Genomic DNA, 24875 nt, shown 5'->3' on the forward strand with positions numbered 1-24875 from the left:
GGCAAATACTCCAGGCTCCTGCGGACGCGTTGCGGTTTCGACGAGCTCAACCAGCGGATGCGAGCGAAGGCGGGAGCCATCACGGTCGAGACACTGCACGGTCGGGCCGGGCCGGGCCTGATCAGGTCGGCTCGGATCAGGCCCGGACGCGTTGCCCGGGTCCTGACCCGATCAATTCAGGAGGCCAGCGCGGGGTAGTCGGTGTAGCCCTCGGCGCCGTCGGTGTAATAGGTGAGCGGGTTGGGCTCGTTCACCGGCAGATCGTCGCGCCAGCGGCGCACCAGGTCTGGATTGGCGATGGCCGCACGACCGACGACAACGGCGTCGGCAACGTCGTCACGCACGAGGGCGAGGGCCTCGTCGCGCGCGGTGATGGCGCCGAATCCACTGTTGACGAGAAAGACGCCACCGAAACGGGCGCGCAGGTGCTGCACGAAATCGCCTCTCGGATCGGCGTGGAGCACGCTGAGGTAGGCCAGGCCGAGCGGGGCTAGCCCGTCGATGAGGGCACCATAGGTGGCCGTGAGGTCGTCGACATCCGTTTCGAGCGCATCCTGAATGTTGTGTTCGGGTGAGATGCGCAGGCCCACTCGGTCGGCGCCGATCGCCAGGGCGACCGCGGTCACGACGTCGATGACGAACCGGGCGCGCTTCTCGGGGGAGCCGCCGAAGGCGTCGTCGCGCACGTTGGAGGCCGGTGACAGAAATTCGTGCAGCAAGTAGCCGTTGGCGCCGTGCAGCTCGACGCCGTCGAAACCGGCCTCGATGGCATTCCTGGCTCCAAGCACGAACTCGGCAATGATGCCGGGCAGTTCGTCGGCGGTCAGCGCGTGGGGCACGGGATAGTCCTGCTTGCCGTCGTAGGTGCGCGTCGTGCCGTTGATGGCGATCGCGCTCGGGCCGACGACCGGGAACCCGCCGTTCGTTGCTTCGTGGGTGACGCGGCCGGCGTGCATGACCTGGGCGACGATGCGACCGCCGGCGACGTGTACCGAATCGGTGACAGCCGTCCACCCGGCCAGCTGCTCAGGCTCGACGAGCCCGGGCTGGCCGGGAAAGCCCTGGCCGGCGTGGCTCGGGTAAGTGCCTTCACTCACGATCAGGCCGAGCGAGGCACGCTGCGTGTAGTGCAGGGCAACGAGTTCGCCGGGAACACCAAACTGGCCGGAGCGGATGCGGGTCAAAGGCGCCATGACGAGACGGTTGGGGAGGTCGAGGTCGCCCAGGTTCAGCGGGGAAAAGAGTTTCACGGGCACTTCTTTCTCAAAAGACAGCCGGTCAGTCGGACCGGACACGTTCGTGGGGGCGGCACCAGGGAGTTCCTGGTCACTGTAGGCGGCAACGGACACGAGACGAGCGATATTCCTGCCTGTTAATCTGCTGCACACGCCGTGCCGCTTCGCGTTCGATGCCACCTCGAGCAATCCGGTCAGGCAATCCGGTCAGGCAATCCGGTCAGGCAATCCGGCCAGGCAATCCGGCCAGGCAATCCGGTTAGGCCGCGGCACCGAACTACTGCCATGCGCACCTTGATCTCCCGACCAGCGACGCGAACCCACTCCGTGGCACCCCTCGGCGGCCTGGACTCACCGGAGCCCGGCCCGCCACCCGCCCCGCCGAAGCCGGCACCACCGGCCACCGTGCTCGGCTACAGCCCGTTTCCCCTTGACGCCGACGCTCGCCACTTCAGCCTCACCACGAGCACCATGCGCCTCAGGGGCGGAACGGTTGTCGTGCGGCACGGTCGCCGCAGCACGAGCGATACAGCGACCATTCTGTTGCATGGTGCCGCCGGGTCGTGGACGACTTGGACACCCCTGTTGCAGGCCGCCGAGGCGACCGCGCGAGACCTGACCGACCTCATCATCCCCGACCTTCCGGGGTGGGGCGACTCCCCCCTTCCCTCCGACGAGACTGCGCCCAGTGTTGAGTCGATGGCCGAGCTCGTCGCCGACGTGGCCCGCTCCCTCGGCTACGAGCGCTGGAACGTTGTGGGCCATTCCATGGGAGGGTTCGTCGCGCTGCAGCTGGCGGCGAGCGAGACGCGCGCCACGACATCCGTCGGTCTGGTCTCGGCCACGTCGTTTTCGATCCAAGACAGCGTTCGTCACCCGATTCGCCACTTTTCGGTGCTGCCCGCATTCACGGCGCTACTCCTGACCATGCGGATGCTGCGGGTCGCCGGCCCACTCGGCCGCGGCCTGGTGCGGACTGTGGCGGGACTCGGTCTGCTGCGAGCCCTCGTCGCTTCACTGTTCAGCCGCCCGATGGCGGTCGACGCGACCGTGATCGCAGCCCTCGGCACCGAGGTGCGCCCGGCCGCCTTCGTTCTGGCTGCCACCCGTGCCGGTGCCTACGACGCAGCCACGCGCTGGGCGCAGATCAGCTGCCCCGTGCGCTCGGTACACGGTGACCGCGACGTATTCGTCACGGTCAATGACGATGCACGGCTGCGCGCGGTCGTGTCGCACTGTGTGGTCAGCACGATCGCGGGAGCCGGGCACTTCGGTCAGATCGAACGACCCCTCGAGGTGCTCCTCCGGCTCGAATTCGCCGTTCCCCTGCCGACCAAATCGACCACGCCTCTGCTGGATACTTTCTGAAATCCTTGTGTTTGTCCCCCAAACGGAGGACAGTGAATAGCAGTACCCGGTTCCGCGTAAAAGTGCGAACTTCGCATTCGTTCCGGCCTCAGTGGTCTCACTCAGCGCACGATCATAACTAAATGGAAGTGGCAATCATGGGTTCTCTCACCTACGACCGTGTCGTCGTGGAATTCGAAGACCGAATGCTGGCACACCTGCAGCTCGTGATCATTCAGAAGCTGCGCCGCGGTGAGAGCTTTCTCCTGTCTTGGCGCGATGCAGCCGTCGTTGGTGACGGACGCAGCTCGGCGTGGCTGCACCCGGCAATTCCGTTGTATTTCAAGTTCGCCGGCGGCCACACGCCGACCCTTAACCCCAACTGGGTTGCCCAGCTGACCCGCTCGGCCAACAGCTCCCAAGGCCTCGTCGTCACCGCTGAAGAAAGCGCTACCGTTGACGCCAATGTGCCGCCCAAGGTGGAACCGGCCATCGGCATTCGGGCGGCCGCCCAGACTCGCGCGACCAAGGCCAGCGTCACCGAACGCTGACCAGCTCAGCGAGGTATGACCGTGAAGCGGCGCAGCGCGAGGGCCGGATTGACGGCGCGCACCGCGGTGACGCGGGTGGGCGTCAGGAACGCGACCGCGACATCCGCGTTCTCACCGAGGCTGGCCAGCGCAACCCCCATCGGGTCGATGATCAGGCTGGTTCCGACGCCGATCGGTGGTGTGTGATCGGCGGCGGCCACAAAAACAGTGTTCTCCAGTGCCCGGGCGGTGAGCAGGGTCTGCCAATGCTGCTCTTTGAGCGGGCCGCGAACCCATTCGGCCGGAACGAGCACGAGGGTTGCGCCGGCATCGACGAGCCGACGGGTGACCTCGGGAAAGCGGATGTCGTAGCAGGTCTGCAGCCCGACCCGCAGGCCGCCGACGTCAAAGATTTCGGGATCGCTCACGGTGCCGGGTAATACCCACTCTGATTCGTGGTCGCCGAACGCGTCGTAGAGGTGCAGCTTGCGATACGTCGCCACGAGCTGCCCGGTCGGATCGACGGCGACGAGGGTGTTCGAGAACCGGGCCGGGTTTGCGGTCGTTTCGAGCATGCCGGCCACAATGTGAATGCCAAGTTCGGCGGCGAGCGCGGCGAGCGCGGTCACGAACACGCCGTCGAGCGGTTCGGCTGCGGCCACAAACGACGGCCCGAGCTTCGGTTCGAAAAACGCCGAGTACTCCGGAAAGACGACGAGGTGGGCGCCACGCGCCGCCGCAGTTGCGGCGAGTTGACGCATAAAACCGCGATTGCGCGCCCGATCGGGTCCCGGGGCGAACTGGGCGACGGCCACGCCGACCGCGCTGGCTTCATCGCGGGTGAATTCGTCTGGTTCAAGGCCGGGAGTCATGGCAAAAGCCTAGCTGGCCGCTCGCTGCCGGCGCCGATACGGGCGCCGATACCGGTGCCGACCAGCGTAAGGCGTGGTCTTCGCAGGCAACTCGGGGGGGTTTCGAAGGCTCCCGTTAACAATTGCTGGGTAGGTTGACTTAGGTGACCTCCGTTATCGCTCCGCACCTCGTGGCACCTCCGGTGCTCCGCGGACGCCGTTTTCGGAATCTGTTGACCGGGCGTTCGGCGTGGCTTGTGGCACTCGTGGCGTTTCTGGTGTCGTTCGCGTGGTCCTGGCAGCCGTCGTATTGGGGCGATGAAGCGGCGAGCATCATGTCGGCCGAACGATCGCTCCCGTCGCTGTTTGGCATGCTCGACGACGTCGATGCTGTGCACGGCCTGTACTACCTGTTCTTGCACGGCTGGATCGACCTGTTCGGCGCTTCCGAGCTCTCCACCCGACTGCCGAGCGCGATCGCGATCGGTGTCGCCGCTGCCGGTACGGTCGTCCTGGCACGGTTCTTCATGGGGGCACGGGTGGCCATCGGTGGCGGATTGGTCTTTGCCATTCTGCCCCGGGTCACCTACATGGGCGCCGAGGCTCGATCGACCGCCATCGCGACGGCCATCGGTGTCTGGCTCACGATCCTGCTCGTGCACGCGGTGCGCAGCAGTAGCTCGCGTCGGCGCCGGCAAGTCCTGCTCTGGGGGGGATACTCGATTCTCCTCGCCTTGGGAATCTACGTCTTTCTCTTCCTTGCTCTGCTGCTTCCAGTGCACGCGGTGGTGGTGCTTGCGGCTGGCCGTCGGCATCCGATCTGGCGCATCTGGGCGATCTGGCTCGCCGCGAGCGTGCTCGGGCTACTGCTTGCTGCCCCTATCTTTCTGGCGGGCTCGGCGCAACGGGAACAAATCGCGTTCATCGGCCGTCGGCCAACGGTCACGGTGAATGAGGCGGCGGTGATGCAGTGGTTTGACACGATTCCGGTGGCGATCACGGCCTGGTCGCTCATCACTGTGGCGGTGATCGCAGTATTTCTGCGGCGCCCCGGCGCGCGCAGGTCCGCCGGGCTGCCTGGTCCCGCCGGACTGACAATTTTTCTGGCCTGGCTGGTGCTGCCCAGCTCAATTTTGCTCGTGGGCACCCAGCTGGTCACCCCGATGTATTCGCTACGTTACCTCTCACTGTGCGCACCGGCGGTGGGCATCGTGATCGCCGTGGGCGTGGCGGCGCTCGCCAACCATTGGTTGCGTGCCGCGACCGTGGTGGCGCTCGTGGCGGTAATCGTGCCCGCCTACGCCGTGCAACGGGGTGACTACGGCAAGAACGAGGGCAGCGACTGGCGTCAGGTCGCCGACATCATCGCCGCCCGGGCAGCGCCCGGCGACGGCGTCGTGTTCGATAAGAGCGTGCGACCCTCGCGCCTGCCACGGCTGGCCATGCACGTGTACCCCGACGCGTTCCTCGGCCTGCAGGACGTGACGTTGACCCGGTCCTATGCCGACACGGGCTGGCTCTGGGACGAAGTCGCACCGCTGACCGCGGTATTGCCGACTCTTACCGGCCTCGACCGGATCTGGCTGCTGCAATACTCGGGAAGCGGAGATTCGCGCAGAGAAACGGACGTCCACACGCTCGCGCGCCAGGGATTCCACGTCGACCAGACGACACTGGTGAATCGCACCCGCATCATTGAAATGACGAGGTAACTCCGTGCCCATCAACCCCGTGCCCACCGACCCCGTGCCGACCACCCTGGTGCTCGTACCGACCTACAACGAGGCCGAGAACATCGCCTCGATTGTGGATCGGCTGCGCACCAGTGTGCCCTTCGTGCACATCCTGATCGTCGATGACGCCTCCCCCGACGGCACCGGCCCTCTCGCCGACGCCATTGCGGCCCGGGATTCGAGCGTTCACGTGCTGCACCGCACCGCGAAGACCGGTCTCGGTGCGGCCTACCTCGACGGCTTCGGCTGGGGCCTCGGTCGCGGGTACACCCAACTGGTGCAACTCGACGCCGACGGCTCCCACCTGCCCGAGCAGCTCGCGAGCCTGTTGGCGGCAGCGAACACGGCCGACGTGGTCATGGGGTCACGGTGGGTGCCCGGCGGGGCCATCGAGAATTGGCCCTGGCATAGGCGTGCACTCTCCCGCGGCGGATCCCTCTACTCCCGGCTATTGCTGCGCCTTCCGCAACGGGACGCCACCGGCGGCTACCGGGTCTACTCGGCCCGCGCCCTGGAGCGCATGGACCTCTCGAGCGTGGACAGCCTCGGTTACTGCTTTCAGATTGAGATGCTGCTGCACGCCGTGCGCGCCAACCTCCGCGTCGTCGAGGTGCCGATCACCTTTGTCGAGCGGGTACGCGGGTCGTCCAAGATGAGTCCGCGCATCGCTGTGGAAGCGATGGCCCGGGTCACACTGTGGGGCGTGACCGGGATGGGTATCAGCCGGGCCGGCGCCCGTGCGGCCGCCGCGGCCGCACGGGGAGCCTGAATTTCGTCCCATCCGGGTGTTTGAGTCAATTTGACTATATGATTGCTCCAGCAGTTAGAGTCACTCCGACCTTTACGACTGGATCCCCGTGCTGGAACATTACCTGACCGAGCAGAGCCCGCTCGAACACGGCAGCGCCCGAGCGACCCTGGCTGTCTCGACCGTGATCTTCACCCTGCGCCCCGACGACGAGTCGGGCCTGAAGACGCTGTGGCTGCCGCTCGTGCGCCGCACCCGCGACCCGCACCTCGGCCTCTGGGCGCTACCCGGCGGTTGGCTACCGGCCGACGAAGAACTCGCTGCAGCCGCCGCCCGCACCCTGCGCGAGACGACCGAACTGTCCCCGCGCTATCTGGAGCAGTTGTACACCTTCGGCGATATCGACCGCTCCCCCGACCTGCGTGTGGTTTCCGTCGTGTACTGGGCGCTCGTGCGATCCGAGGTCGCGGAGCGAGCATCCGTTGGAGAAAACGTGCGCTGGTTCGCCGCCGACCAGCTGCCGCCGCTGGCCTTCGACCACAACCGCATTGTCGAATACGCCCTCTGGCGGCTGCGCACCAAGGTGGAATATGCGCGCATCGCACACGCTTTTCTCGGTGATACGTTCACCCTCGCTCAGCTGCGGGAGGTGCACGAGGCCGTGCTGCAGAAGGCCCTCGACCCGGCCAATTTTCGCCGGTCGATCGAGTCGTCGGGCAGCCTGATCAGCACCGACCAACACGTGGCCGGGGCGCGGCATCGCCCCGCCCGGCTCTTCCGCTATGACGATCGGGCCGCCGAGCACGAACCACCTGGGCCGACGCTCTGACTCACTGTTTCGCACCATTTCACCCTCTTCATTTCTCACCTCTCTGCACTTTTCAAGGAGCACGGCCATGACGATTCCCTCGGTCCAGACGACCATCCGTCTCATCGGCACCGGCAGAGCTGCCGGCAGCACCTGCAGCCCGGCCCTGGCGACACCGCCGTGGGAGTTTGATGCCGGTACGCCCGGTTATGGGCCAGGTTCGTCGATGGGCGATGTGCTTCCGGCCGGCTCCCCACGTCAGGGCGCGCTGCCGGAGCGCTACCGCGCCGCCTCACCGGAGGAACTGAGTGCCCGCATCGTCGAGGCGAAACAGGTTCTCGGTGACTCGGTGGTCATTCTCGGCCACTTTTACCAGCGCGACGAGGTGCTGCGCCACGCCGATTTCGTCGGCGACTCCTTTCAACTCGCGCAGGCCACGCAGAGCCGCCCCGACGCCGTCGCGATCGTGTTCTGCGGCGTGCATTTCATGGCCGAAACCGCCGATCTGCTCTCCGGCGCCGACCAGGCCGTGATTCTGCCGAACCTCGCCGCCGGCTGTTCCATGGCCGACATGGCCGACATCGACTCGGTCACCGAGTGTTGGGAGCAGCTCGAAGAGCTCTACGGCACGGCATCGGATGCCTCCGGCCGGGTTCCGGTGATTCCGGTCACGTACATGAATTCCTCCGCCGCGCTCAAGGGTTTCTGCGGCGCGAACGGCGGCATCGTCTGCACCTCGTCGAATGCCCAGATCGTGCTGGAGTGGGCGTTCGAACGTGGCCAGCGGGTGCTGTTCTTTCCCGACCAGCACCTCGGCCGCAACACCGCCAGGGCCATGGGCGTTCCTCTTGACCAGATGCCGATGTGGAACCCGACCAAGCCTCTCGGTGGCAACACGGTCGACGCACTCGATGCCGCCCGGGTTGTGCTCTGGCACGGCTTCTGCAGTGTGCACCGCCGCTTCACCGTGCCGCAGATCGAAGCCGCCCGCACCGACCACCCGGGCGTGCGGGTTTTGGTGCACCCGGAATGCCCGATGGCGGTCGTCGACGCCGCCGACTCGTCCGGGTCCACCGATTTCATCGCGAAGGCCATCGCCGCCGCACCGGCCGGCACGACCTTTGCGATCGGCACCGAGATCAACCTCGTGAATCGACTCGCCGCCCAGCACCCCGAGCACGAGATCTTCTGCCTCGACCCGGTGATCTGCCCCTGCTCCACCATGTACCGCATCCACGCCGGCTACCTGGCCTGGGTACTCGAAGCACTCGTCGGCGGCGGCGAACAGCCGACCGAGGTACTCAATCAAATCACGGTGTCGGCCGATGTTGCCGGGCACGCCCGGGTGGCCCTCGAGCGGATGCTGGCGGCCCGGCCGCCGCTCCTGGTCGGCGCCTGACATGGCTTCGATCCTCGTCATCGGCAGCGGCCTCGGCGGTTTGCTGGCCGCAGTGCGGGCAGCGGATGCCGGCCACCGCGTCGTGCTCGTCACCAAGTCGGTGCTGCCGGAGAGCAATACCCGCTACGCGCAGGGCGGCATCGCCGCAGCCCTGTTTCGTGACGACTCAGTCGACGCGCACGTGTTCGACACGCTGCGTGCCGGTGCCGGATTGTGCGATCCGGCGGCCGTGCGGGTGCTGTGTGAAGAAGGTCCGGCGCGGGTGCGCGACCTCATTCGCTTCGGGGTGGACTTCGACCGGGACGAGTCGGGCGTGGCCCGTGGGCTCGAAGCGGCGCACTCCCGCTCACGGGTCGTGCATGCCGGCGGCGACGCGACCGGGGCTGCGGTCGAAGCGGCGCTCGTTGCGACCGTGCGACGCCGCACCGCGATCGAGGTACGGGAGCACACCATGCTCGTCGACCTGCTGGTCGACTCAGACAACGACGATGACATTATCATCCGTGGTGCCCGGGTGCTCGGCCCGAACGGTGCGCAGGAGAGCCTCGACGCCGATGCTGTGATCCTCGCCACCGGCGGCGCCGGCGCGCTCTACGCGCACACCACCAATCCTTTGGTCGCGACCGGCGACGGAGTGGCGGCGGCATGGCGGGCCGGGGCATCCGTTACTGATCTGGAGTTTTACCAGTTTCACCCAACCGCCCTCGCTGTGCCGAGCACGCCGCTCGTGTCAGAGGCGGTGCGGGGCGAAGGTGCCGTGCTGCGCAGCCCGAGCGGCGAACGCTTCATGCTCGCCGAGCACCCCGACGCCGAACTCGCTCCGCGCGACGTCGTGGCCCGCGCCATCGCCGGCCAGATGGAACGGCAGAACGGCGCCCCGGTGCTGCTCGACGCGACCGCGCTCGGGCGTGAGTTGCTGGAAACCCGGTTTCCCACCATCACCGCCGCCTGCCGGGCGGCGGGCCTCGACTGGGCCGTCGACCCGATTCCGGTGGCCCCCGCCGCGCACTACTGGATGGGCGGCGTCGAAACAGATACCTGGGGCCGCACCAGCCTGACCGGGCTCTTCGCCGTCGGCGAAGTCGCCCGCACCGGAGCGCACGGCGCCAACCGGCTCGCCTCCAACTCACTGCTCGAGGCGGCCGTGTTCGCCGACCGCGCGGTGCGCGCACTCGCGCTTTTCCCGTCGGACGAGCCAGCAACGCACCCGTTGGTCGAGTTGGTCGGTACCACCCAACCGCTGGTTGAAGTTGTCGAGACCACAATCGATGGTCTCGACAAGCTCGACCAACGACACGACCTACCCCTCGTCGACCGCACTGTGCTTCAGAACCTCATGTGGGAATTCGCCGGAGTACACCGCTCCGGCGTCGGCCTGACCCAGGCCACCCGCACGCTCGCCGAGTGGGCCGCGCCGCCAGCCACCTGTACTTCGGTCGCGGCCCTCGAAGACCGCAACCTGCTCGATCTCGCCCGCCTGCTCGTGGCCGCCGCGCTGGCCCGCGAAGAATCTCGCGGCGCGCACTATCGATCGGACTTCGCCGAGACCCGTCCCGAGCTGGCCTGTTCCCGCTCGCAAACTCGTCACCTCGAACTCGCACCGGCCAAGGAGGCCATCGCATGCTGACCGACCACTCCGTCAACGTTGTTGTGCAGGCGGCCCTCGATGAGGACGCTCCCTGGGGCGACCTCACCTCGGCCGTGCTCATTCCCCAAGACGCCGTCGCAACGGCCCGGCTCCAGGCTCGCGAACCCGGCGTGTTCAGCGGCGGCGCCGTGTTCGCTGCCGCCTTCGCCCTGACCGACACCCGCATTGAGGTGCGCCAGTTCGTGGCGGACGGCGACCACTTCGACATCGGCGCCACGCTCGCCGAGGTGACCGGCCCGGCCCGCGGAATTCTGCAGGCGGAGCGTATCGGCCTCAACTTCGTGCAGCGAATGAGCGGAATCGCCACACTCACCAAGCGGTACGTCGCCGAGACGGTCGGTACCGAGGCCCGCATCGTCGACACCCGCAAGACCACCCCGGGGCTGCGCGCCCTCGAACGGCAGGCCGTGCGCGATGGTGGAGGGCACAACCACCGGTTCAGCCTCTCCGACACCGTCATGGCCAAGGACAACCACCTCGCCGTGCTCGCGGCCGGACCGCTCGGCCTCACCGAGGCACTGCGCGCGGTGCGAGCCCAACTCTCCCACACCACCCACTTCGAGGTGGAGGTCGACCGCCTCGACCAGATCGAAGATGTGCTCGCGGCCGGCATCGACACGATTATGCTCGATAATTTCAGCCCGGACGACCTGCGGGCCGGCGTGACGCAGGTCGCCGGTCGCGCGATCGTCGAGGCGAGCGGCGGCGTGTCGCTCGCGACGGTTCGTGACATTGCGCTATCTGGTGTCGACGTGATCTCGGTCGGTGCGCTCACCCACAGCGTGCGCGCACTCGACCTGGGGCTCGACATTGCCATCCGCGTCAACGCGTCGACCGGTTTCGCGCCTGCCCTCCGAGCCCCCTGAACACATGATCTCTCTGGACACATGATTTATCTGGACAATGCCGCGACGACCCCGGTACGCCGCGAAGCGCTCGAGGCCATGTGGCCGCACCTCACCGGCGGCTTCGGCAACCCGTCGAGCCACCACCAGGTCGGCGAGGCGGCGGCCGCCGCGCTGTTGGAGGCTCGGCGCAGTGTCTCCCGGTCGCTCGGTTGCCGCCTGGGTGAGGTCACGTTCACCAGCGGCGGCACCGAAAGCGACAACCTCGCGATCAAGGGCATCGCCCTCGGCACCCCGCGCGGCCGCCACATCGTGACCACACCGATCGAACACGAGGCCGTGCTCGAATCGTGCGACTACCTGCGCCGGCTGCACGGTTTCGAGGTCACCCTGTTGCCAGTGGATGCCTTCGGCCACGTCGATCCCACCGAGCTGGCCCACGCGCTGCGCACCGACAGCACGCTCGTCTCGGTGCACTACGCCAACAACGAGGTGGGCACCGTACAGCGCGTCGCCGAACTGTCCACGATCGCCCACGCTGCGGGCGTGTCGTTCCACACCGATGCGGTGCAGGCCGGCGGCTGGCTCGACCTCAACGTCAGCACACTCGGAGTGGACGCGCTGAGCCTGTCCGGCCACAAGCTGGGGGCTCCCCCTGGAATCGGAGCGGTCTTTGTGCGCGGGCGACTCCCAATCGAGCCCCTGCTGCACGGCGGCGGCCAGGAGCGCGGCAAACGCAGCGGCACCGAAAACGTTGCCGGCGCTGTCGCCCTGGCCGTGGCCCTGCGCCTGGCCGGCGAGGAACGAGCCGAAGCAGCCCGGCGCACGGGTGCGCTCCGCGACGCGTTCATCAGCACGGTGCTGCGCGAAACCAGTTCCGCCCGCCTCACCGGCCATCCGACCGAACGGTTGCCGGGCACCGCGTCGTTTGTCTTTCCGGGCACCAGCGGCGAGGCGGTGCTGCTCGAGCTCGAAGCGCGCGGCATTGTCTGTTCGAGCGGGTCCGCCTGCGCGGCCGGAAGCAGCGAACCGTCGCACGTACTGACGGCGATGGGGGTGTCGGCCGACGTGGCCCAGACAGCCGTCCGGTTCACGCTGGGTAATGGCACGACGGCGGAGGAGGTGGCCCAAGCAGCGGCATCCGTTCGCGCCGCTGTCGCCTCGGTAGCCCGCCTCGGCGTCTGAATTACTGACAGCTCAGGGTATGACCTGATATTGTCTTGACAATTGGCCAAAGCTATTGGCTTGTCAGTGGAGGGTCGCATGAGCGTGCAGGAAGAAAAAACCCTACCCATGGGTCTGTTCATGGATCTGGAACGATCCGGGCCGATTCCGCTCTACTTTCAAGTCTCCCAACGCATCGAGACGGCAATTCTCAGCGGTGAACTACCCGCCGGGTCACGGCTGGAAAATGAGGTTGCCCTCGGCCAACGGCTGGGCCTCAGCCGCCCGACCGTGCGCCGCGCCATCCAGGAAATCGTCGACAAGGGTCTACTCGTGCGCCGACGCGGCATCGGCACCCAGGTCGTGCACGGCCAAGTGACCCGCAAGGTCGAATTGACGAGTCTCTACGACGACCTCACCAACACGCACAAGGTTCCCTCAACCCACCTTCTAGCTCTGGAAAACCGGGTAGCGGATGCGAAAACAGCCGAACGTCTCGGAGTGGTCGAGGGCAGCCCCACGCTCTACATTCGGCGCGTGCGCCTGGCCGACGACGTTCCCGTTGCCGTCATGGAGAATTGGCTTCCCGAGGACTTCATCGGTATCGCACCGAATGATCTCGTCATTCACGGCCTCTACCAAGTGCTGCGTTCGCGCGGTGTGACGATGCGGGTGGCCCGCCAGCACATCGGTGCCCGCAAATCCACGAACGAAGAGGCCGTTCTGCTGGAGGTCGAGAAGAACTCCGCCCTGCTCACGATGGACCGCACCGCCTATGACAACTCGGGCCGCGCGGTCGAATTCGGCCAACACTGCTACCGCCCCGACCTCTACTCTTTCGAAGTGACCCTGGTTGAAAAGTAGACCCCTTCGGCAGCGCAACGACGTCTGGCCGCCTCAACCCCGCAGGGTCAGACGGCCAGATTTTCGTGCCATGAGCGATGTTCAGGGGCGGGCCAACTCGTGCGCAAGAGCGTCGAGTTCTGCTCCGCCGGCCATGAGCTTGGTCATCTCCTCGATGGTGATCTCACTCTTCTTGAAACCGCCCAGGCTCGTGCCGCGCTTGAGCAATAGAAAACGGTCACCGACGGGATAAGCGTGGTGCGGGTTGTGAGTGATGAACACCACGCCCAAACCGCGATCACGGGCCTGCGCGATGTATTTCAACACCACGCCGGCCTGCTTGACGCCAAGAGCAGAGGTCGGCTCGTCAAGAATGACGACCTTTGCTCCGAAGTAAACGGCTCGGGCAATGGCGACCGACTGTCGTTCACCACCCGACAGGGTACCGATCGGCTGGTCCACATCACGCAGGTCGATGCCCATCTTGGCGAGCTCTTCCTTGGTGATCCGGCGCATTCCCTTCACGTCCAACTGGGTGAACGGACCGAAACCGCGGGTCAGTTCCGAGCCCAGGAAGAAGTTTCGCCAAACCGGCATCAGTGGAACAACGGCAAGGTCCTGGTAAACCGTCGCGATGCCAAGATCCAGGGCCTCGCGGGGGCTGGCAAAGGTGCGTTCGACACCGTAGGCGAGAAGCTTGCCGTGGGTGTGCACGTGAGCCCCGGAAAGAATCTTGATGAAGGTCGATTTGCCGGCACCGTTGTCCCCCAGAACGCAGAGCACCTCACCGACACCGACCGAGGCCGACACGCCCTGCAGCGCCAGAATGGAACCGTAGGTCTTGCCGATATCTCGAACTTCAAGAATGGGCGGGGCAGAGGATGCTTCCGCGTGCGTCATGAGCGAACTCCTGCTTGGCGGCGCACATAGAGGTTGACGAGCACGGCCAGCAGCAGCATCCCGCCGAGAAAAGCCTTGAGCCAGTTATTATCCCACTGCGCGAACACAATTCCCTGCAGGGTCATTCCGTAAATGAGGGCTCCCAGCGCCGCACCAATGGCCGACCCATAACCGCCGGTCAGCAGGCATCCGCCGACCACGGCGCATATGATGTAGATGAATTCCTGGCCGATTCCGGTCGTGGCCTGCACCGTGGACACATCGAACAACTGCAACATGCCCACGAGCCAACCAGCACCGGCCGTGGTCATGAACAGTCCCATTTTGACCTTCATCACCGGTACGCCCACCTGGCGCGAGCTCGTGATCTGTCCCCCGACCGCGAAGATCCAGTTGCCCGAGCGGGTACGTAACAGAATCCAGGTTGCGAGAACCGTTGAGGCTACCCACCAGACGATGGAGATCTTCACGTCCATGCCGAACAGGTTGAACGAGGAACCAAAGAATACCTTGACGGTATCGAAGCCGGGCACGGCGCTCATGCCCTGAATCGAGACCGTACCGGTAATGATCTTCGTGACGGCCAGGTTCACTCCCTGCAGGATGAAGAACGTGGCGAGCGTCACGATAAAGCTCGGCAGTCCCGTCTTCATGACAACGAAAGCGTTCGCCGCACCGATGGCCAGGGCAATCGCCAGGGCCAGGACGAGGGCAAGCCAGATGTTGATGCCCCACTCGGTCGTGACGATCCCGACAACGAGTCCCGTTGTGCCGACCATCGCACCGGCGGACAGGTCGAATTCGCCGCCAATCATGAGCAGTGCAACCGCGACGGCCATGATGCCGAATAGCGAAGCTGAATAGAGCCAGGTGGCCACACCGGCAGGCGTCAGAAACGCCTGCGTCGAGACCGAGAAGAAGATGAAAATGGCGAGGGCTGCGACCGCTGCGCCGACCTCGGGTCGGCGCAGCAGCGTGATAATCAGACCGGTCTGCTTGATCCGTTCATCGGTTACCGCGGGTGCGGTGAGGGTCATCGCGTTCCATTCTTCGCGAACTTCGCGACCTGCGCCGCGTTGTCCTTGGTGACAAAGCCGGGCCCGGAGTAGACCGGCATGCCGCCGCCAACGACGTCGCCGTTGCGCGCCTGCAGGGTGAGGAAGGTCACCGGCAGGTAGCCCTGGGAGTAGGGCTGCTGGTCAACGGCGAACAGGATTTTACCGTCAAGGATGAGCTGGGTGACGTCGGCGGACACATCAAAGGTAGCCAGTTTCGCGGAGCTCGCTGCCTCATCGATGGCCTGGCTGGCTGCCACGGCGATGCCCGGGTTAAGGGTGAGGACTCCGTCGATCGACGGGTCGGCCAGCAACTTGCTCTTGATGGTGTTCTGGGCGTCCGCAACGTTCGCGACGTCGACCTGAACGTTGCTCACCGCGCCACCCAGAGTATCGGCGGCGCCCTTGCACCGTTCCTCCAGCCCGGTGTTACCGGCCTCGTGGATGACACAGATGACGTTGCTGACACCGGCATTGGCGAGTTGATCGCCCGCGCCCTGGCCGGCAATGAACTCACTCTGACCGACGTGGGTCTGAGCTCCGAATTCCTTGGACTGGTCGAGGCCGGAGTTGATAGTGATGACCGGGATACCCGCAGCGACGGCCTTCTCGACGGCGTTCTTGACGCCGTCGGGGTTGGCCATCGAGACGATCAAACCGTCCGGATTCGTCGCGATTGCTGCGTCGATCAGCTGGCTCTGCTTGACCGGGTCACCATCGCCCTGGTACGTGACGGTGACGCCGAGGTCTGTGCCAGCCTGCTCCGCACCGCTCTTGACAACGTCCCAGAATGTGTCTCCCGGGGAGCCGTGGGTGACGACGGCGATCGTGACCTTGTCGCCGGATGCCGCAGCATCGGTACTGGCGGTGGTGTTCGTGGTGGCTGTGCAGCCGGTGAGGGCCAATGGCAGAACGACGAGCGCCGTCATCCAGCGAGATTTAAGCTTCATGAGTTGATCCTCCATTGGATACTGGTGAATGGTGCCGTGCTGTGTGGTGCAGGGAACTGCGGATGGTGCTGATTGTCGGGTAAAATCTTAGCCCGTCGCCAAACCGGCGATGAAGTCGATGCTGGTACGTACATCCGCGAGTGGGCCTTGGCCGACTGGAGGGTTCTCGGTCAGGATAGTGTCCTGCTCTAGAACGTAGTACCCCGCATAACCGGCGCTCTCAAGCGCGCGGACGATCTTCGCAATATCGATGTCGCCGGTCCCGAGGGGTGTGTACATGCCCAGGCGCACCGCGTTGGTGTAGCTCAGCTCCTTGCGCTGCACCTTCTCGGCCAGATCCCGGTGCACGTCTTTGAGGTGCACGTGGCTGATCCGAGCGGCGTTGGTACGGGCCAGTTCGACCGGGTCGGTACCTCCAATCAACAGGTGTCCGGTGTCGAGGCAGAGCCCAATGTAAGAGCCATTCAGCACGCGCTCGACATCGTCGCCCGATTCGATCATCGTTCCGACATGGGGGTGGATAGATGCCACCACGCCCCGCGCGGCTGCCGCCTGTACCAGGCGATCGAGGTTGGACAGGAGTGTGCCCCATTCCTGCTCGCTCAGGGTCGGCCTGGAGTCGTAGCCGATCCGGCCGGTGTCTGCCGAGAGAACGAGCCGGCTGGCCCCGGCCGCCACGAACGAGTCGAGTTCGGCTTCAATGACCGGCACGGGGTCGCTGCCGACGTCATGCAGCACAATCGGCACGAATCCACCGACGGCTTTGAGACCGGCATCGGATAAAGTCGCGGATTTTTCACTGGGACTGGCCGGAAGGAACCCCGCGGGGCCGAACTCGGTGGCCACGACGCCCAACTCACCCATCTCACCGAGAACACGCTCAGGCGCCAGTTGAAAACCCCAACCGGGAACCTCGCACACGCCCCAGGAAATCGGGGCGGCGGCGATGCGGCTCAGAAGATTTGCGGATGGCTCGGCCACGGTCACCGTTTGACTTCATCGAGGCGCACCGGGCGCCCCTCGGCGCGGGAAAGTTCGGCAGCCTCAGCGATATAGAGCGCTTCCAAGGCATCCCGAGGGATGCACGGGCTCACGGTCTCCCCGGCGGCCACGGTGACAAATCGGGCCAGCTCTGCCGCATAGGCGGGAGCGAACCGCTCCTGAAAGTTGGGCCACGCTGAACCGTTCGGAAAGCCGACGCCCTGCTCGGCGCTGGTCAGTGGCACGCGTTCGTCCAGTCCGACCGAACGGTTTCCCCGGCTTCCGGCCAGTTCCATCCGCACGTCGTAGCCTGCGCCGTTGTAACGCGAGCCCTGCACGGTGACCAGGGTTCCGTCATCGAGTGTGAGCAGAGCGGCGGATTCGTCGACGTCGCCGGCGTCACCGAAGAAGGACGCGCCTCGATTGGCTCCGGTCGCGAAGACCGTAGCGACTTCGCGACCGGTGACCCAGCGCAGAATGTCGAAGTCGTGGATGTGGCAGTCGCGGTAAATTCCACCGCTCATGGAGATGTACTCGGCCGGCGGCGGTGTCGGGTCGCAGGTCAGCATGTGTATCCGGCGCAGTTCGCCGATATCACCGTTCTGCAACGCTTTTTTAGCCTCGGTGTAGCCGGCGTCGAACCGGCGCTGGAACCCGATCTGAACGGGAACGTCGTGACGCTCGACCTCCTCGACGAGCGCGATGCTCGAGCTGAGGTTTTCAGCGAGCGGCTTCTCGCAGAATGTCGGGATGCCGGCGCGCACGGCCCGCACAATAAGCTCGGCGTGGGCCGAGGTCGGGGCGGCAATCACAATACCATCGGGTTTCGAGGCGAATGCCTCGTCGATCGTGGCGGACAGTGAGCCGACTGAAGCGGCCGCGGCCTGGGCGCGAGCCGGATCGAGATCTGCGATCAGCAGGTCGGTGACACCGGCCTGCGCTTTCAACGTTCCGACGTGAGAGAGCCCGATCCTGCCGGCACCCAGAACTACGAATCGCACTTTATTGCCTCCACATTGAGTTTGTTCTAATGTCCTAATGTTGTTGCTGTCGACCACGGTATACGGCTGTCAAGCAGAGGTCAAGATTTTGTCCTAACATACTTACAAATGTTTTTCGAGACGAGCTATGCCCCCAGATAGAGACGCTGATTGTCACGTTTGGCCACGTAGTCGATACGCGCTTGCGCGGTACTGCCCAGGGCCGATACCTCGGCCACCGGTACGTCCCACCAGATCTCCGTATCGGGTGAAAATAGCAAGGGGTCACTGTTGATATGAATCAGAGTGGCGGTGGTGGATTCTTTCGCCGTGGCCACGGCCGTGGCCAGGTCGGCAATGGCGTTCACGCCAGGCTCCACCCTGATCACTGCTATCCCAAGACTCGCCGCGTTGGCCGCCAGGTCGATCGGCAGCGTCGCATCCGTTTCAAAGTTGTTGTGGGCTTTGTCCTGAAATCGATACTGCGTGCCATACCGTTGCGAGCCCACCGTATCGCTCAGGTGGCCGATGGAGGCGTAGCCGTGGTTTTGCACCAGCACGATGATGAACTTGAGACCCTCCGCCACGGCCGACACGATCTCGGTGTGCAGCATGAGGTAGGAGCCGTCTCCGACCATGACGATCGAGTCTCGGTCGGGGGCGGCGCGGCGTACGCCGATGCCTCCGGCGATCTCGTAGCCCATGCAGGAAAAGCCGTACTCTACGTGGTATCCGAGTTCGTCGCGCACCCGCCAGAGCTTGTGCAGGTCGCCGGGCAGCGAACCGGCCGCGCAGACGACGACGTCGCGCGGGTCTGAGGCCCGCTGCACGGCACCGATAATTTCCGATTGGGCCGGCAACGGTCGGCCGCTTGGCGCGATGGCTGCGTCGACGACCGCGTTCCACGCCGCCTTCTCCGAGCGGATGCGATCGGCGAAGTCGGCGTCGACAGTGTAGCGACCAAGGCCCGCGGTCAGGTCCAGGAGCGCTTCCCGGGCGTCGGCTACCACCGCGACGGCGGCGCCAAGCTTGATCGCGTCAAACGACGCCACGTTGATGTTGATGAAGCGCACGCCGGGGTGCTGGAAGGCAGTGCGACTGCCGGTCGTGAAGTCGCTGTACCGAGTGCCGATTCCGATGATGAGGTCGGCGTCACGGGCGATGCGGTTGGCGGCGGTCGTTCCGGTGGCGCCCACCGCGCCGAGACTCTGCGGGTGGTCCCAGGTCAGGGATCCGACGCCGGCCTGCGATGTACCCACGGGAATCCCGGTGGACTCGGCAAATGCGCGCAGAGCTGCGGCCGCGTCCGAGTAGATGACGCCGCCACCGGCCACGATCAGCGGGCGCTTGGCCTCCACGATGGCGCGCATGACCTGGTCGATGATTCCCCGATCCGGGCGGGGGCGACGGATCTGCCACTCGCGATCGGCGAGAAACTCCACGGGCACGTCGAGCGCCTGCGCCTGCACGTCTTCGGGAAGGCACAGCGTGACCGCGCCGGTTTCAACGGGGTCGGTGAGCACACGCAGGGCACCGAGGGCAGCCGCAAAGAGCTGTTCGGGGCGCTGCACCCGGTCGAAGAACCGAGACAGCGGTTTGAAGGCATCGTTCACGCTGATGCTAGCGTCGTGCGGCAGTTCCAACTGCTGCAGCACCGGGTCGGCCACCCGGGTGGCGAAGGTATCAGAGGGCAGCAGGAGCACGGGCAGTCGGTTGATCGTTGCAAGGGCAGCACCGGTGAGCATGTTGGTGGCACCGGGCCCCACCGAAGCGGTGCAGGCGAAAGTCGACCGACGCCGACGCATCCGTGCAAAAGCCACTGATTCGTGGACCATTGCTTGTTCGTTGCGGGCCTGATGATAGGGCATCAGGGTCGGATCCTCGACGGACAGCTGTTTCAGGGCCTGGCCGACGCCGGCGACGTTGCCGTGACCGAAGATGCCGAAGATGCCCGCGATGGTGCGCTCGCGCACGTCACCGTCAACCGTGTACTGGTGGGCGAGAAACTCGATGAGCGCCTGGCTGACTGTCATGCGTCGGGTGGTCACTGTCGTTGTGTCCTTTCGGTACTGCCGGAAAGAGCTAGGAAGTATAGGGAAGTCGGGAATCGATCTCCTGACCAGCCCACGTGTCTCGAATCCAGCCGTGCGCCGGGTCATCCCTGATTCGCCACGACCGGTCGGGATCGGGCCCGGCCATCACGTTGAGGTAGTAGAGGTCGTAGCCGGGGGCCGCGACGCACGGGCCGTGCCAGCCGAACGGCACGAGGGCGACGTCGCCGGTGTGCACCTCGGCCAGGATGTCGATGCTTCCGGCCTCAGAGGAGTATGTTCGCATGAAACCAAACGGGCTCGCCGTTTCCGGCCCGCTCTGGCCACGGGTGACGGCGGTCTCGAAGTAATAGATCTCCTCGAGGCTCGACTCTTTACCCGGCGTGTATTCGTCGTGCTTGTGCGGCGGATAACTCGACCAGTTCTCGGCCGGGGTGATGACCTCGCACACGATCAGCCGATCAGCCGCAAGACTGCCCGGGGTACCGAAGTTGTGCACCTGCCGGCTCGACCGGCCGGCACCGCGCAACTCGATCGGCACATCCGCCTTCGGAATGTATGCCACCGGATGGGCCGTGTCGGTCGGTGCCTCGGCCACCGCCACCCGGCCCGCGCCCTCGATCGAGAGCGCGGTGCCGGTGGGCAGGTACAGGGTGTCGGTGGGTCCGTGAAAAACGGATGCCCGCCCCGCAAGCGCCTGCACGCGCTTCGCGCTCTCGTTCGCAAGGGTGTAGCGCACCGTGAACGAACCGGCGAGCGGAATCACGATGCGCTCGCTGGCTTCTGCGGCGAGGAACACGGAGTCACCGGCAGCGAGGGCAGCGACACGAATCCCGGTGTATCGCCATGCGCTGATTGTCTGGTCGACGACGGATTCCCAGCCTTCACGCGCCAAGGAGCCTTGGGCGTAGAACCAGTCGGCGGATGGTGTCGTCATCGTTCAGCCGATCTGATTGCATGAGCCATTTTGGGGGAAACCGAGGTTGATGCCGCCGCGAGGGCAAGCGGGAAAAACCACTTCGGTACCGTGGCCGGAAAGTTGAACGGGATGATCACGGCGACCACGCCGGGCGCCTGGCGGGTGGAGTACATGTCGACACCGATCAAGTCGTTCTCAGAGTAATCGACTTTGAGCAGGTGCGGGATGCCGCAAGAAAACTCCACAACCTCCTGGCCGCGAGAAACCTCACCGAGAGCGTCGGAGAGTACCTTGCCGCGCTCGCTCGTGATGATCTCGGCCATCTCCCCCTCGCGGGCATTCAGCAGCTCGCGAAGGCTGAACAGAATCTGTTGACGTTTGGCGATCGACTGGTCGCGCCGGGCGGGGAAGGCGGCCGTGGCGCTCGCAATGGCGGCCACGATCCCTGCCAGGTTGACGAGCGACACGTGTGTGCTGACCGTACCGAGTGCGGGGTCGTAGACCGGCGCGGTGCGACCGGAGAATCCCGCCTGTTCTTTTCCGTCGATCCAGTGCGCGACGAGGGCTGAATCCATTGCTGTCGCGGGCACGGTGATCTTCTTTCTGAACGAGAGTGGAGGAGAGGTTCAGGCGCCGTGCACGAGGGCTGCAGCGGTATCAATGGCCGCCTCAACATTGCCGTCGTGCGGGTAGAGCAGGCTGCGGCCCACGACGAGCCCGCGTACTCCGGGGAGTTCGAGGGCGTGGCGCCAGGATTGAACAGTTTGGGTCGGATCCCCAACCGGGTCACCGCCCAAGAGCAGGGTCGGCAACGTGGTGGCGGCCATAACGCGCTCCATGTCGGCAACAACCGGCAGCTTCAGCCAGGAGTAGGCGCTGGAATTGCCGAGACCCTCGGCGATGGCAATCGACAGGATCACTGCATCCGCTCTCAGGTCGTTCTTGACCCGCCCGTTGGCCCAGGTGGTCATGAACGGTTCCAACATAATCGGGAGGCCGGCCGCAGCAGCCTGGCTCACGGCCAGCGCCGTCGCCTCGAGGGTGGCGAGCGATCCGGCGTCCTCGAGGTTGATGCGCACGAGGTTTTTGGCGAAGTCCAGCCGGTCCCGTTTGATCCGGTCGACGTCGTAGGCCGTATAGCGGTCGTCCATCTCGAACGAGGAGCCCCAGAGTCCGCCGCGGTTCATCGACCCAACGACGATCTTGTCGTCGAGCAGTCCGAGCAGGGCGAGGTCGTCGATGATGTCGGGTGTCCCCAGAACGCCGTCCACGCCCGGGCGGGTGAGCGCGGTCGCGAGGCTTTCGAGCAGGTCGTAGCGGTTGGCCATGGCGTTGGCGTCGTTACGTACACCGAGGGCGCCGCGGGCGCGGTGGTCGGCGGCGACGATGAAGAGTCGACCGTCACCGCGGATCAGCTCCCGCCGGGTTCGGCCCGCGAGGATCTCGCCGATACGCTCCGGGTGGCTCGCGCGGGCATCGCGCAGCGCATCGAAGTCAAGCCCGGTCATGCGCTCACTCCGGCCAGAATGTGCTCGACCTCGCTCGTGGTGGGCATCGCCGTCGAGCATTCACGCCGGCTGGCCACAATGGCGCCAGCCACATTCGCAAATTGCAGGACGCGACGCAGCGGCCAGCCCTGCAGTAATCCGTAGCAGAGGGCCCCGCCGAAGCCGTCACCGGCGCCGAGCCCGTTCACGACGTCGACAAAGTACGGGGGCACCTCGACGGTTTCGGTGAGGGTCTTGGCCAGCACGCCCTTGGGACCCTGCTTGACGATGGCCAGTTCGACGCCCCGTTCCAGCAGTGCGTCGGCGGCGCGCGACGGTTCGGTCTCGCCGACGGCCATTTCGCACTCTTCCTTATTGCCGACGGCGACCGTGACGTGGCCAAGGGCGAGTGCCACCTGAGCGCTCGCCTCCTCGGGTGACGCCCAGAACATGGGGCGGTAGTCGAGGTCGAGAATGGTCAACGGGCGTCGGCCGCGTGCGTGCCATGCTGCGAAGTGTGCGGCTCTGCTGGGCTCTTCACTCAGTCCGGTCACGGTCGACCAGTAGATGCGGGCGTTCTCAATGGCCGTCAGGTTGAGCTCGTCGGCGTTGATGACCAGGTCGGGTGCTTTGGGCGATCGGTAGAAGTAGAGGGGAAAGTCGTCGGGCGCAAAGATTTCGCAGAACACGACGGGGGTGTTGAGGTTGGCCACCCCCGAGACAAATTCGTCGCTGACGCCGAGGCGCACGAGCTCCTGGTGCACGTAATTGCCGAAGGGATCGTTTCCGGTGCGGGTGATCACCGCGGACTTCAATCCGTGGCGCGCAGCGGCGACGGCAACGTTGGTGGCGCTGCCACCGAGGTACTTGCCGAACGTTCGGACGTCTTCGAGGCCGACACCAGCCTGCAGCGGGTAGATATCAACGCCGACGCGGCCTATGGTCAGCACATCGTGGGGGGTTCGCGGTGAGGTCGTCATACGTCGATGTACAACTTTCTGAACTAGGAGTGGTCGGCTTGTCGCCGTTCCCCCACAGTAGCGCCCTTTCCAGATAATGTTATGACATATGCACAACCAGTTTTTTCGGAGCCAGCGCGGCGCGGTGGGAACCGGGGAATCCGTCGAAAGAATACCCGTCGTTGTTCGACCAGCCGCCCAGCCGGTGAAGTCAGCCGAGGGTGACAACGCGTTCGGTAAGCGCAAGCGATCCTGGACTTCGCACACGGCTCATCCTTGCCCCTCGCTACCGTTGAGTGAAGAGCGTGAATCGTTGTGCTTCTTTCCTTCACACGTTGCGTTCGGTGCGGATCAGATTCTGACGTTTCAGTTGAGCCACGGTCAACGCACCCACTTGCGATAACCACCGTGCGGTAAGCGTCTGCTGTCGACAGCATCACACGACGTCAAAGGGATTGCGCTAGTGCATCTCAGCCAAGCCGCCTAACGCGTACGGTTCCGAATCAATCCGATGGTCACGCAAGCAACACCAGCGGAAAGGCCGAGGAGGAGAACAAACAAGGTCACGCCGTGAATCGCGGGGTTGATTGACCAGATGATCAGATCGAGCACAATAACGGATGCCCCAAGGAGCACAATGCCGCGAGCGTTCATGCATCGACCCAATCAGATCATCGGATCATGCGCGAGCCGTCATCGTAAAAAGAAGCGTTTCGGCACGCTGAGGCGTCGAGAATAAGATTCCGTCGGCATGGCCGCTGTGAGTACTGCCAGGCACTCAAGCCGAACCCTCACTGTGCTCGTAAAGGGAAGCCGACCTTGAGCCCAAAGTCACTGGCGCCGGGTACTCAGACGACGACTCGTGAACGTCGTCGTCAGAACACGCCCTCGCTAAAATGGATTTGAATTCGTACCGTCGCGATTGGCCAAAAACAATAAATCCCGCCAACAGAACAAAGGTGGAAACGCTGCCCGCGATTCCTCTCCACGAGGCAGGAGCGCCCGAAAGGCCCACGAGTAGCGGCCCGGTGAGACCGAGAACAGCCAGACCCCAGAGAATCTGGGCCGCGCGCCACAGATGCTGTGTTGTGGAGTGTCGAACTGCCAGATTCTCGCCTGCCGTCATGCTCGCAGATTCATCCCACCTTCCGAGCCACCAGATTCAAAGCCCACCACGGCCAAGAGCCCAACCTCGGCCGCCAAAATGGTTGTCCAGAAATTCGAGGGCCGCCTACTTCGACGCCACGGTCCTGTTATGAATCACCCCTTGGATGAACAGCGGCACGGTGAGGACAGGATAAAGAAAGATGACGACAATCCCCCAGGCGCCAAACAAGAGCACGATGGCGATCGCGGTAACAACGAAAGCCCCAACCTGCAGCATGATGCTGGCTGGGGGGCGACGGAACTTTGGGTTCGATCGCCAGATCGGAGCGCGGACT

The 24875-nt window shown here is 65.0% G+C and carries 24 protein-coding genes; 10 read left to right on the forward strand and 14 right to left on the reverse strand.

All coding sequences use genetic code 11. From position 1 onward, the window contains the following. Window positions 1-176: 176 nt before the first annotated feature. On the reverse strand, window positions 177-1250 hold the full coding sequence (locus IWX77_RS11040) for an alkene reductase (RefSeq protein WP_196844557.1): 1074 nt from the start codon (window positions 1248-1250) through the stop codon (window positions 177-179). A gap of 270 nt (window positions 1251-1520) precedes the next feature. On the opposite strand from IWX77_RS11040, the gene IWX77_RS11045 reads away from it, so the two are divergent. Further along, window positions 1521-2603 carry an alpha/beta fold hydrolase gene (locus IWX77_RS11045; RefSeq protein ID WP_196844558.1) on the forward strand — a complete coding sequence of 361 codons (1083 nt, stop codon included), beginning with the start codon at window positions 1521-1523 and terminating at the stop codon, window positions 2601-2603. Window positions 2604-2725: 122 nt separating this feature from the next. Then, window positions 2726-3133 carry a DUF7882 family protein gene (locus IWX77_RS11050; RefSeq protein WP_327012169.1) on the forward strand — a complete coding sequence of 136 codons (408 nt, stop codon included), beginning with the start codon at window positions 2726-2728 and terminating at the stop codon, window positions 3131-3133. Window positions 3134-3138: 5 nt separating this feature from the next. Here the strand turns inward: IWX77_RS11050 and IWX77_RS11055 are convergent, their stop codons facing one another. Then, window positions 3139-3984 carry a carbon-nitrogen hydrolase family protein gene (locus tag IWX77_RS11055; protein WP_196844559.1) on the reverse strand — a complete coding sequence of 282 codons (846 nt, stop codon included), beginning with the start codon at window positions 3982-3984 and terminating at the stop codon, window positions 3139-3141. 143 nt (window positions 3985-4127) lie between these two features. Here IWX77_RS11055 and IWX77_RS11060 point away from each other — a divergent pair, with 143 nt between their 5' ends. From IWX77_RS11060 to IWX77_RS11095, 8 genes are all read left to right on the forward strand, one after another. Further along, the gene (locus IWX77_RS11060) at window positions 4128-5675 is read left to right on the forward strand and encodes a glycosyltransferase family 39 protein (RefSeq protein WP_196844560.1); all 1548 of its coding nucleotides are present in this window, start codon (window positions 4128-4130) and stop codon (window positions 5673-5675) included. A gap of 4 nt (window positions 5676-5679) precedes the next feature. Beyond that, window positions 5680-6465 carry a polyprenol monophosphomannose synthase gene (locus IWX77_RS11065; RefSeq protein ID WP_327012170.1) on the forward strand — a complete coding sequence of 262 codons (786 nt, stop codon included), beginning with the start codon at window positions 5680-5682 and terminating at the stop codon, window positions 6463-6465. Window positions 6466-6556: 91 nt separating this feature from the next. Then, window positions 6557-7273 (forward strand): NUDIX hydrolase, encoded by a 717-nt coding sequence (locus IWX77_RS11070; RefSeq protein WP_442784462.1) that lies wholly within the window; start codon window positions 6557-6559, stop codon window positions 7271-7273. 67 nt (window positions 7274-7340) lie between these two features. Then, entirely contained in the window at window positions 7341-8651 is a 1311-nt protein-coding gene (gene nadA / locus IWX77_RS11075) for a quinolinate synthase NadA (RefSeq protein ID WP_196844561.1), read from the forward strand. A gap of 1 nt (window position 8652) precedes the next feature. Next, window positions 8653-10278: an L-aspartate oxidase gene (gene nadB, locus IWX77_RS11080; RefSeq protein WP_196844562.1), complete on the forward strand. Its 1626-nt coding sequence runs from the start codon at window positions 8653-8655 to the stop codon at window positions 10276-10278. Continuing rightward, a complete protein-coding gene (gene nadC, locus IWX77_RS11085) occupies window positions 10272-11165 on the forward strand; it encodes a carboxylating nicotinate-nucleotide diphosphorylase (protein WP_196844563.1) in 894 nt (297 codons plus the stop codon). The genes nadB and nadC overlap by 7 nt, the downstream gene beginning before the upstream one ends. A gap of 21 nt (window positions 11166-11186) precedes the next feature. After that, window positions 11187-12329, forward strand: a complete 1143-nt coding sequence (locus IWX77_RS11090; RefSeq protein WP_196844564.1) for a cysteine desulfurase family protein — start codon at window positions 11187-11189, stop codon at window positions 12327-12329. 78 nt (window positions 12330-12407) lie between these two features. Continuing rightward, window positions 12408-13172 (forward strand): GntR family transcriptional regulator, encoded by a 765-nt coding sequence (locus tag IWX77_RS11095; protein ID WP_297412792.1) that lies wholly within the window; start codon window positions 12408-12410, stop codon window positions 13170-13172. A gap of 81 nt (window positions 13173-13253) precedes the next feature. On the opposite strand, the gene IWX77_RS11100 is transcribed toward IWX77_RS11095, so the two are convergent. The 12 genes from IWX77_RS11100 to IWX77_RS17175 form a co-directional block, all read right to left on the reverse strand. Further along, window positions 13254-14051: an ATP-binding cassette domain-containing protein gene (locus IWX77_RS11100; protein ID WP_196844565.1), complete on the reverse strand. Its 798-nt coding sequence runs from the start codon at window positions 14049-14051 to the stop codon at window positions 13254-13256. Beyond that, window positions 14048-15088 (reverse strand): ABC transporter permease, encoded by a 1041-nt coding sequence (locus IWX77_RS11105; protein ID WP_196844566.1) that lies wholly within the window; start codon window positions 15086-15088, stop codon window positions 14048-14050. Before IWX77_RS11105 ends, IWX77_RS11100 begins: the two co-directional genes overlap by 4 nt. Beyond that, window positions 15085-16056: a sugar ABC transporter substrate-binding protein gene (locus IWX77_RS11110; protein ID WP_196844567.1), complete on the reverse strand. Its 972-nt coding sequence runs from the start codon at window positions 16054-16056 to the stop codon at window positions 15085-15087. Before IWX77_RS11110 ends, IWX77_RS11105 begins: the two co-directional genes overlap by 4 nt. An 87-nt stretch (window positions 16057-16143) precedes the next feature. Further along, window positions 16144-17037 carry a TIM barrel protein gene (locus IWX77_RS11115; protein WP_442784461.1) on the reverse strand — a complete coding sequence of 298 codons (894 nt, stop codon included), beginning with the start codon at window positions 17035-17037 and terminating at the stop codon, window positions 16144-16146. Between the two features lie 2 nt (window positions 17038-17039). Beyond that, window positions 17040-18038 carry a Gfo/Idh/MocA family protein gene (locus IWX77_RS11120; RefSeq protein WP_196844569.1) on the reverse strand — a complete coding sequence of 333 codons (999 nt, stop codon included), beginning with the start codon at window positions 18036-18038 and terminating at the stop codon, window positions 17040-17042. A gap of 125 nt (window positions 18039-18163) precedes the next feature. Beyond that, entirely contained in the window at window positions 18164-20050 is a 1887-nt protein-coding gene (gene iolD / locus IWX77_RS11125) for a 3D-(3,5/4)-trihydroxycyclohexane-1,2-dione acylhydrolase (decyclizing) (protein WP_196844570.1), read from the reverse strand. A 49-nt stretch (window positions 20051-20099) separates the two neighbouring features. Next, entirely contained in the window at window positions 20100-21005 is a 906-nt protein-coding gene (iolB, locus tag IWX77_RS11130) for a 5-deoxy-glucuronate isomerase (RefSeq protein WP_196844571.1), read from the reverse strand. Beyond that, window positions 21002-21577, reverse strand: coding sequence for an aldehyde dehydrogenase family protein (locus tag IWX77_RS11135; RefSeq protein ID WP_327012171.1), 576 nt, complete (start codon window positions 21575-21577; stop codon window positions 21002-21004). The genes iolB and IWX77_RS11135 overlap by 4 nt, the downstream gene beginning before the upstream one ends. Window positions 21578-21613: 36 nt before the next feature. After that, window positions 21614-22495, reverse strand: coding sequence for a class I fructose-bisphosphate aldolase (locus IWX77_RS11140; protein WP_196844572.1), 882 nt, complete (start codon window positions 22493-22495; stop codon window positions 21614-21616). Then, a complete protein-coding gene (gene iolC / locus IWX77_RS11145; RefSeq protein ID WP_196844573.1) occupies window positions 22492-23454 on the reverse strand; it encodes a 5-dehydro-2-deoxygluconokinase in 963 nt (320 codons plus the stop codon). The genes IWX77_RS11140 and iolC overlap by 4 nt, the downstream gene beginning before the upstream one ends. Before the next feature lie 462 nt (window positions 23455-23916). Next, complete coding sequence (locus IWX77_RS11150) at window positions 23917-24087, reverse strand: hypothetical protein (RefSeq protein WP_196844574.1); 171 nt, start codon at window positions 24085-24087, stop codon at window positions 23917-23919. Window positions 24088-24664: 577 nt separating this feature from the next. Further along, window positions 24665-24875 (reverse strand): hypothetical protein (locus tag IWX77_RS17175; RefSeq protein WP_334353667.1); only part of this gene is annotated, 211 nt, incomplete at its 5' end.

The organism is Cryobacterium sp. CAN_C2 (assembly GCF_015751745.1).
In the GTDB taxonomy this organism is placed as follows: Bacteria; Actinomycetota; Actinomycetes; order Actinomycetales; family Microbacteriaceae; genus Cryobacterium.

Bases quoted from the DNA above. Each gene is read 5' to 3' on its own strand.
- nadC (WP_196844563.1), top strand. From the start codon at position 10,272: ATGCTGACCGACCACTCCGTCAACGTTGTTGTGCAGGCGGCCCTCGAT.
- IWX77_RS11050 (WP_327012169.1), top strand. From the start codon at position 2,726: ATGGAAGTGGCAATCATGGGTTCTCTCACCTACGACCGTGTCGTCGTG.
- iolD (WP_196844570.1), bottom strand. From the start codon at position 20,050: ATGACAGTCAGCCAGGCGCTCATCGAGTTTCTCGCCCACCAGTACACG.
- IWX77_RS11110 (WP_196844567.1), bottom strand. From the start codon at position 16,056: ATGAAGCTTAAATCTCGCTGGATGACGGCGCTCGTCGTTCTGCCATTG.
- IWX77_RS11055 (WP_196844559.1), bottom strand. From the start codon at position 3,984: ATGACTCCCGGCCTTGAACCAGACGAATTCACCCGCGATGAAGCCAGC.
- IWX77_RS11150 (WP_196844574.1), bottom strand. From the start codon at position 24,087: ATGAACGCTCGCGGCATTGTGCTCCTTGGGGCATCCGTTATTGTGCTC.
- iolB (WP_196844571.1), bottom strand. From the start codon at position 21,005: ATGACGACACCATCCGCCGACTGGTTCTACGCCCAAGGCTCCTTGGCG.
- IWX77_RS11045 (WP_196844558.1), top strand. From the start codon at position 1,521: ATGCGCACCTTGATCTCCCGACCAGCGACGCGAACCCACTCCGTGGCA.
- IWX77_RS11140 (WP_196844572.1), bottom strand. From the start codon at position 22,495: ATGACCGGGCTTGACTTCGATGCGCTGCGCGATGCCCGCGCGAGCCAC.
- nadB (WP_196844562.1), top strand. From the start codon at position 8,653: ATGGCTTCGATCCTCGTCATCGGCAGCGGCCTCGGCGGTTTGCTGGCC.
- nadA (WP_196844561.1), top strand. From the start codon at position 7,341: ATGACGATTCCCTCGGTCCAGACGACCATCCGTCTCATCGGCACCGGC.
- iolC (WP_196844573.1), bottom strand. From the start codon at position 23,454: ATGACGACCTCACCGCGAACCCCCCACGATGTGCTGACCATAGGCCGC.
- IWX77_RS11105 (WP_196844566.1), bottom strand. From the start codon at position 15,088: ATGACCCTCACCGCACCCGCGGTAACCGATGAACGGATCAAGCAGACC.
- IWX77_RS11095 (WP_297412792.1), top strand. From the start codon at position 12,408: ATGAGCGTGCAGGAAGAAAAAACCCTACCCATGGGTCTGTTCATGGAT.
- IWX77_RS11090 (WP_196844564.1), top strand. From the start codon at position 11,187: ATGATTTATCTGGACAATGCCGCGACGACCCCGGTACGCCGCGAAGCG.
- IWX77_RS11100 (WP_196844565.1), bottom strand. From the start codon at position 14,051: ATGACGCACGCGGAAGCATCCTCTGCCCCGCCCATTCTTGAAGTTCGA.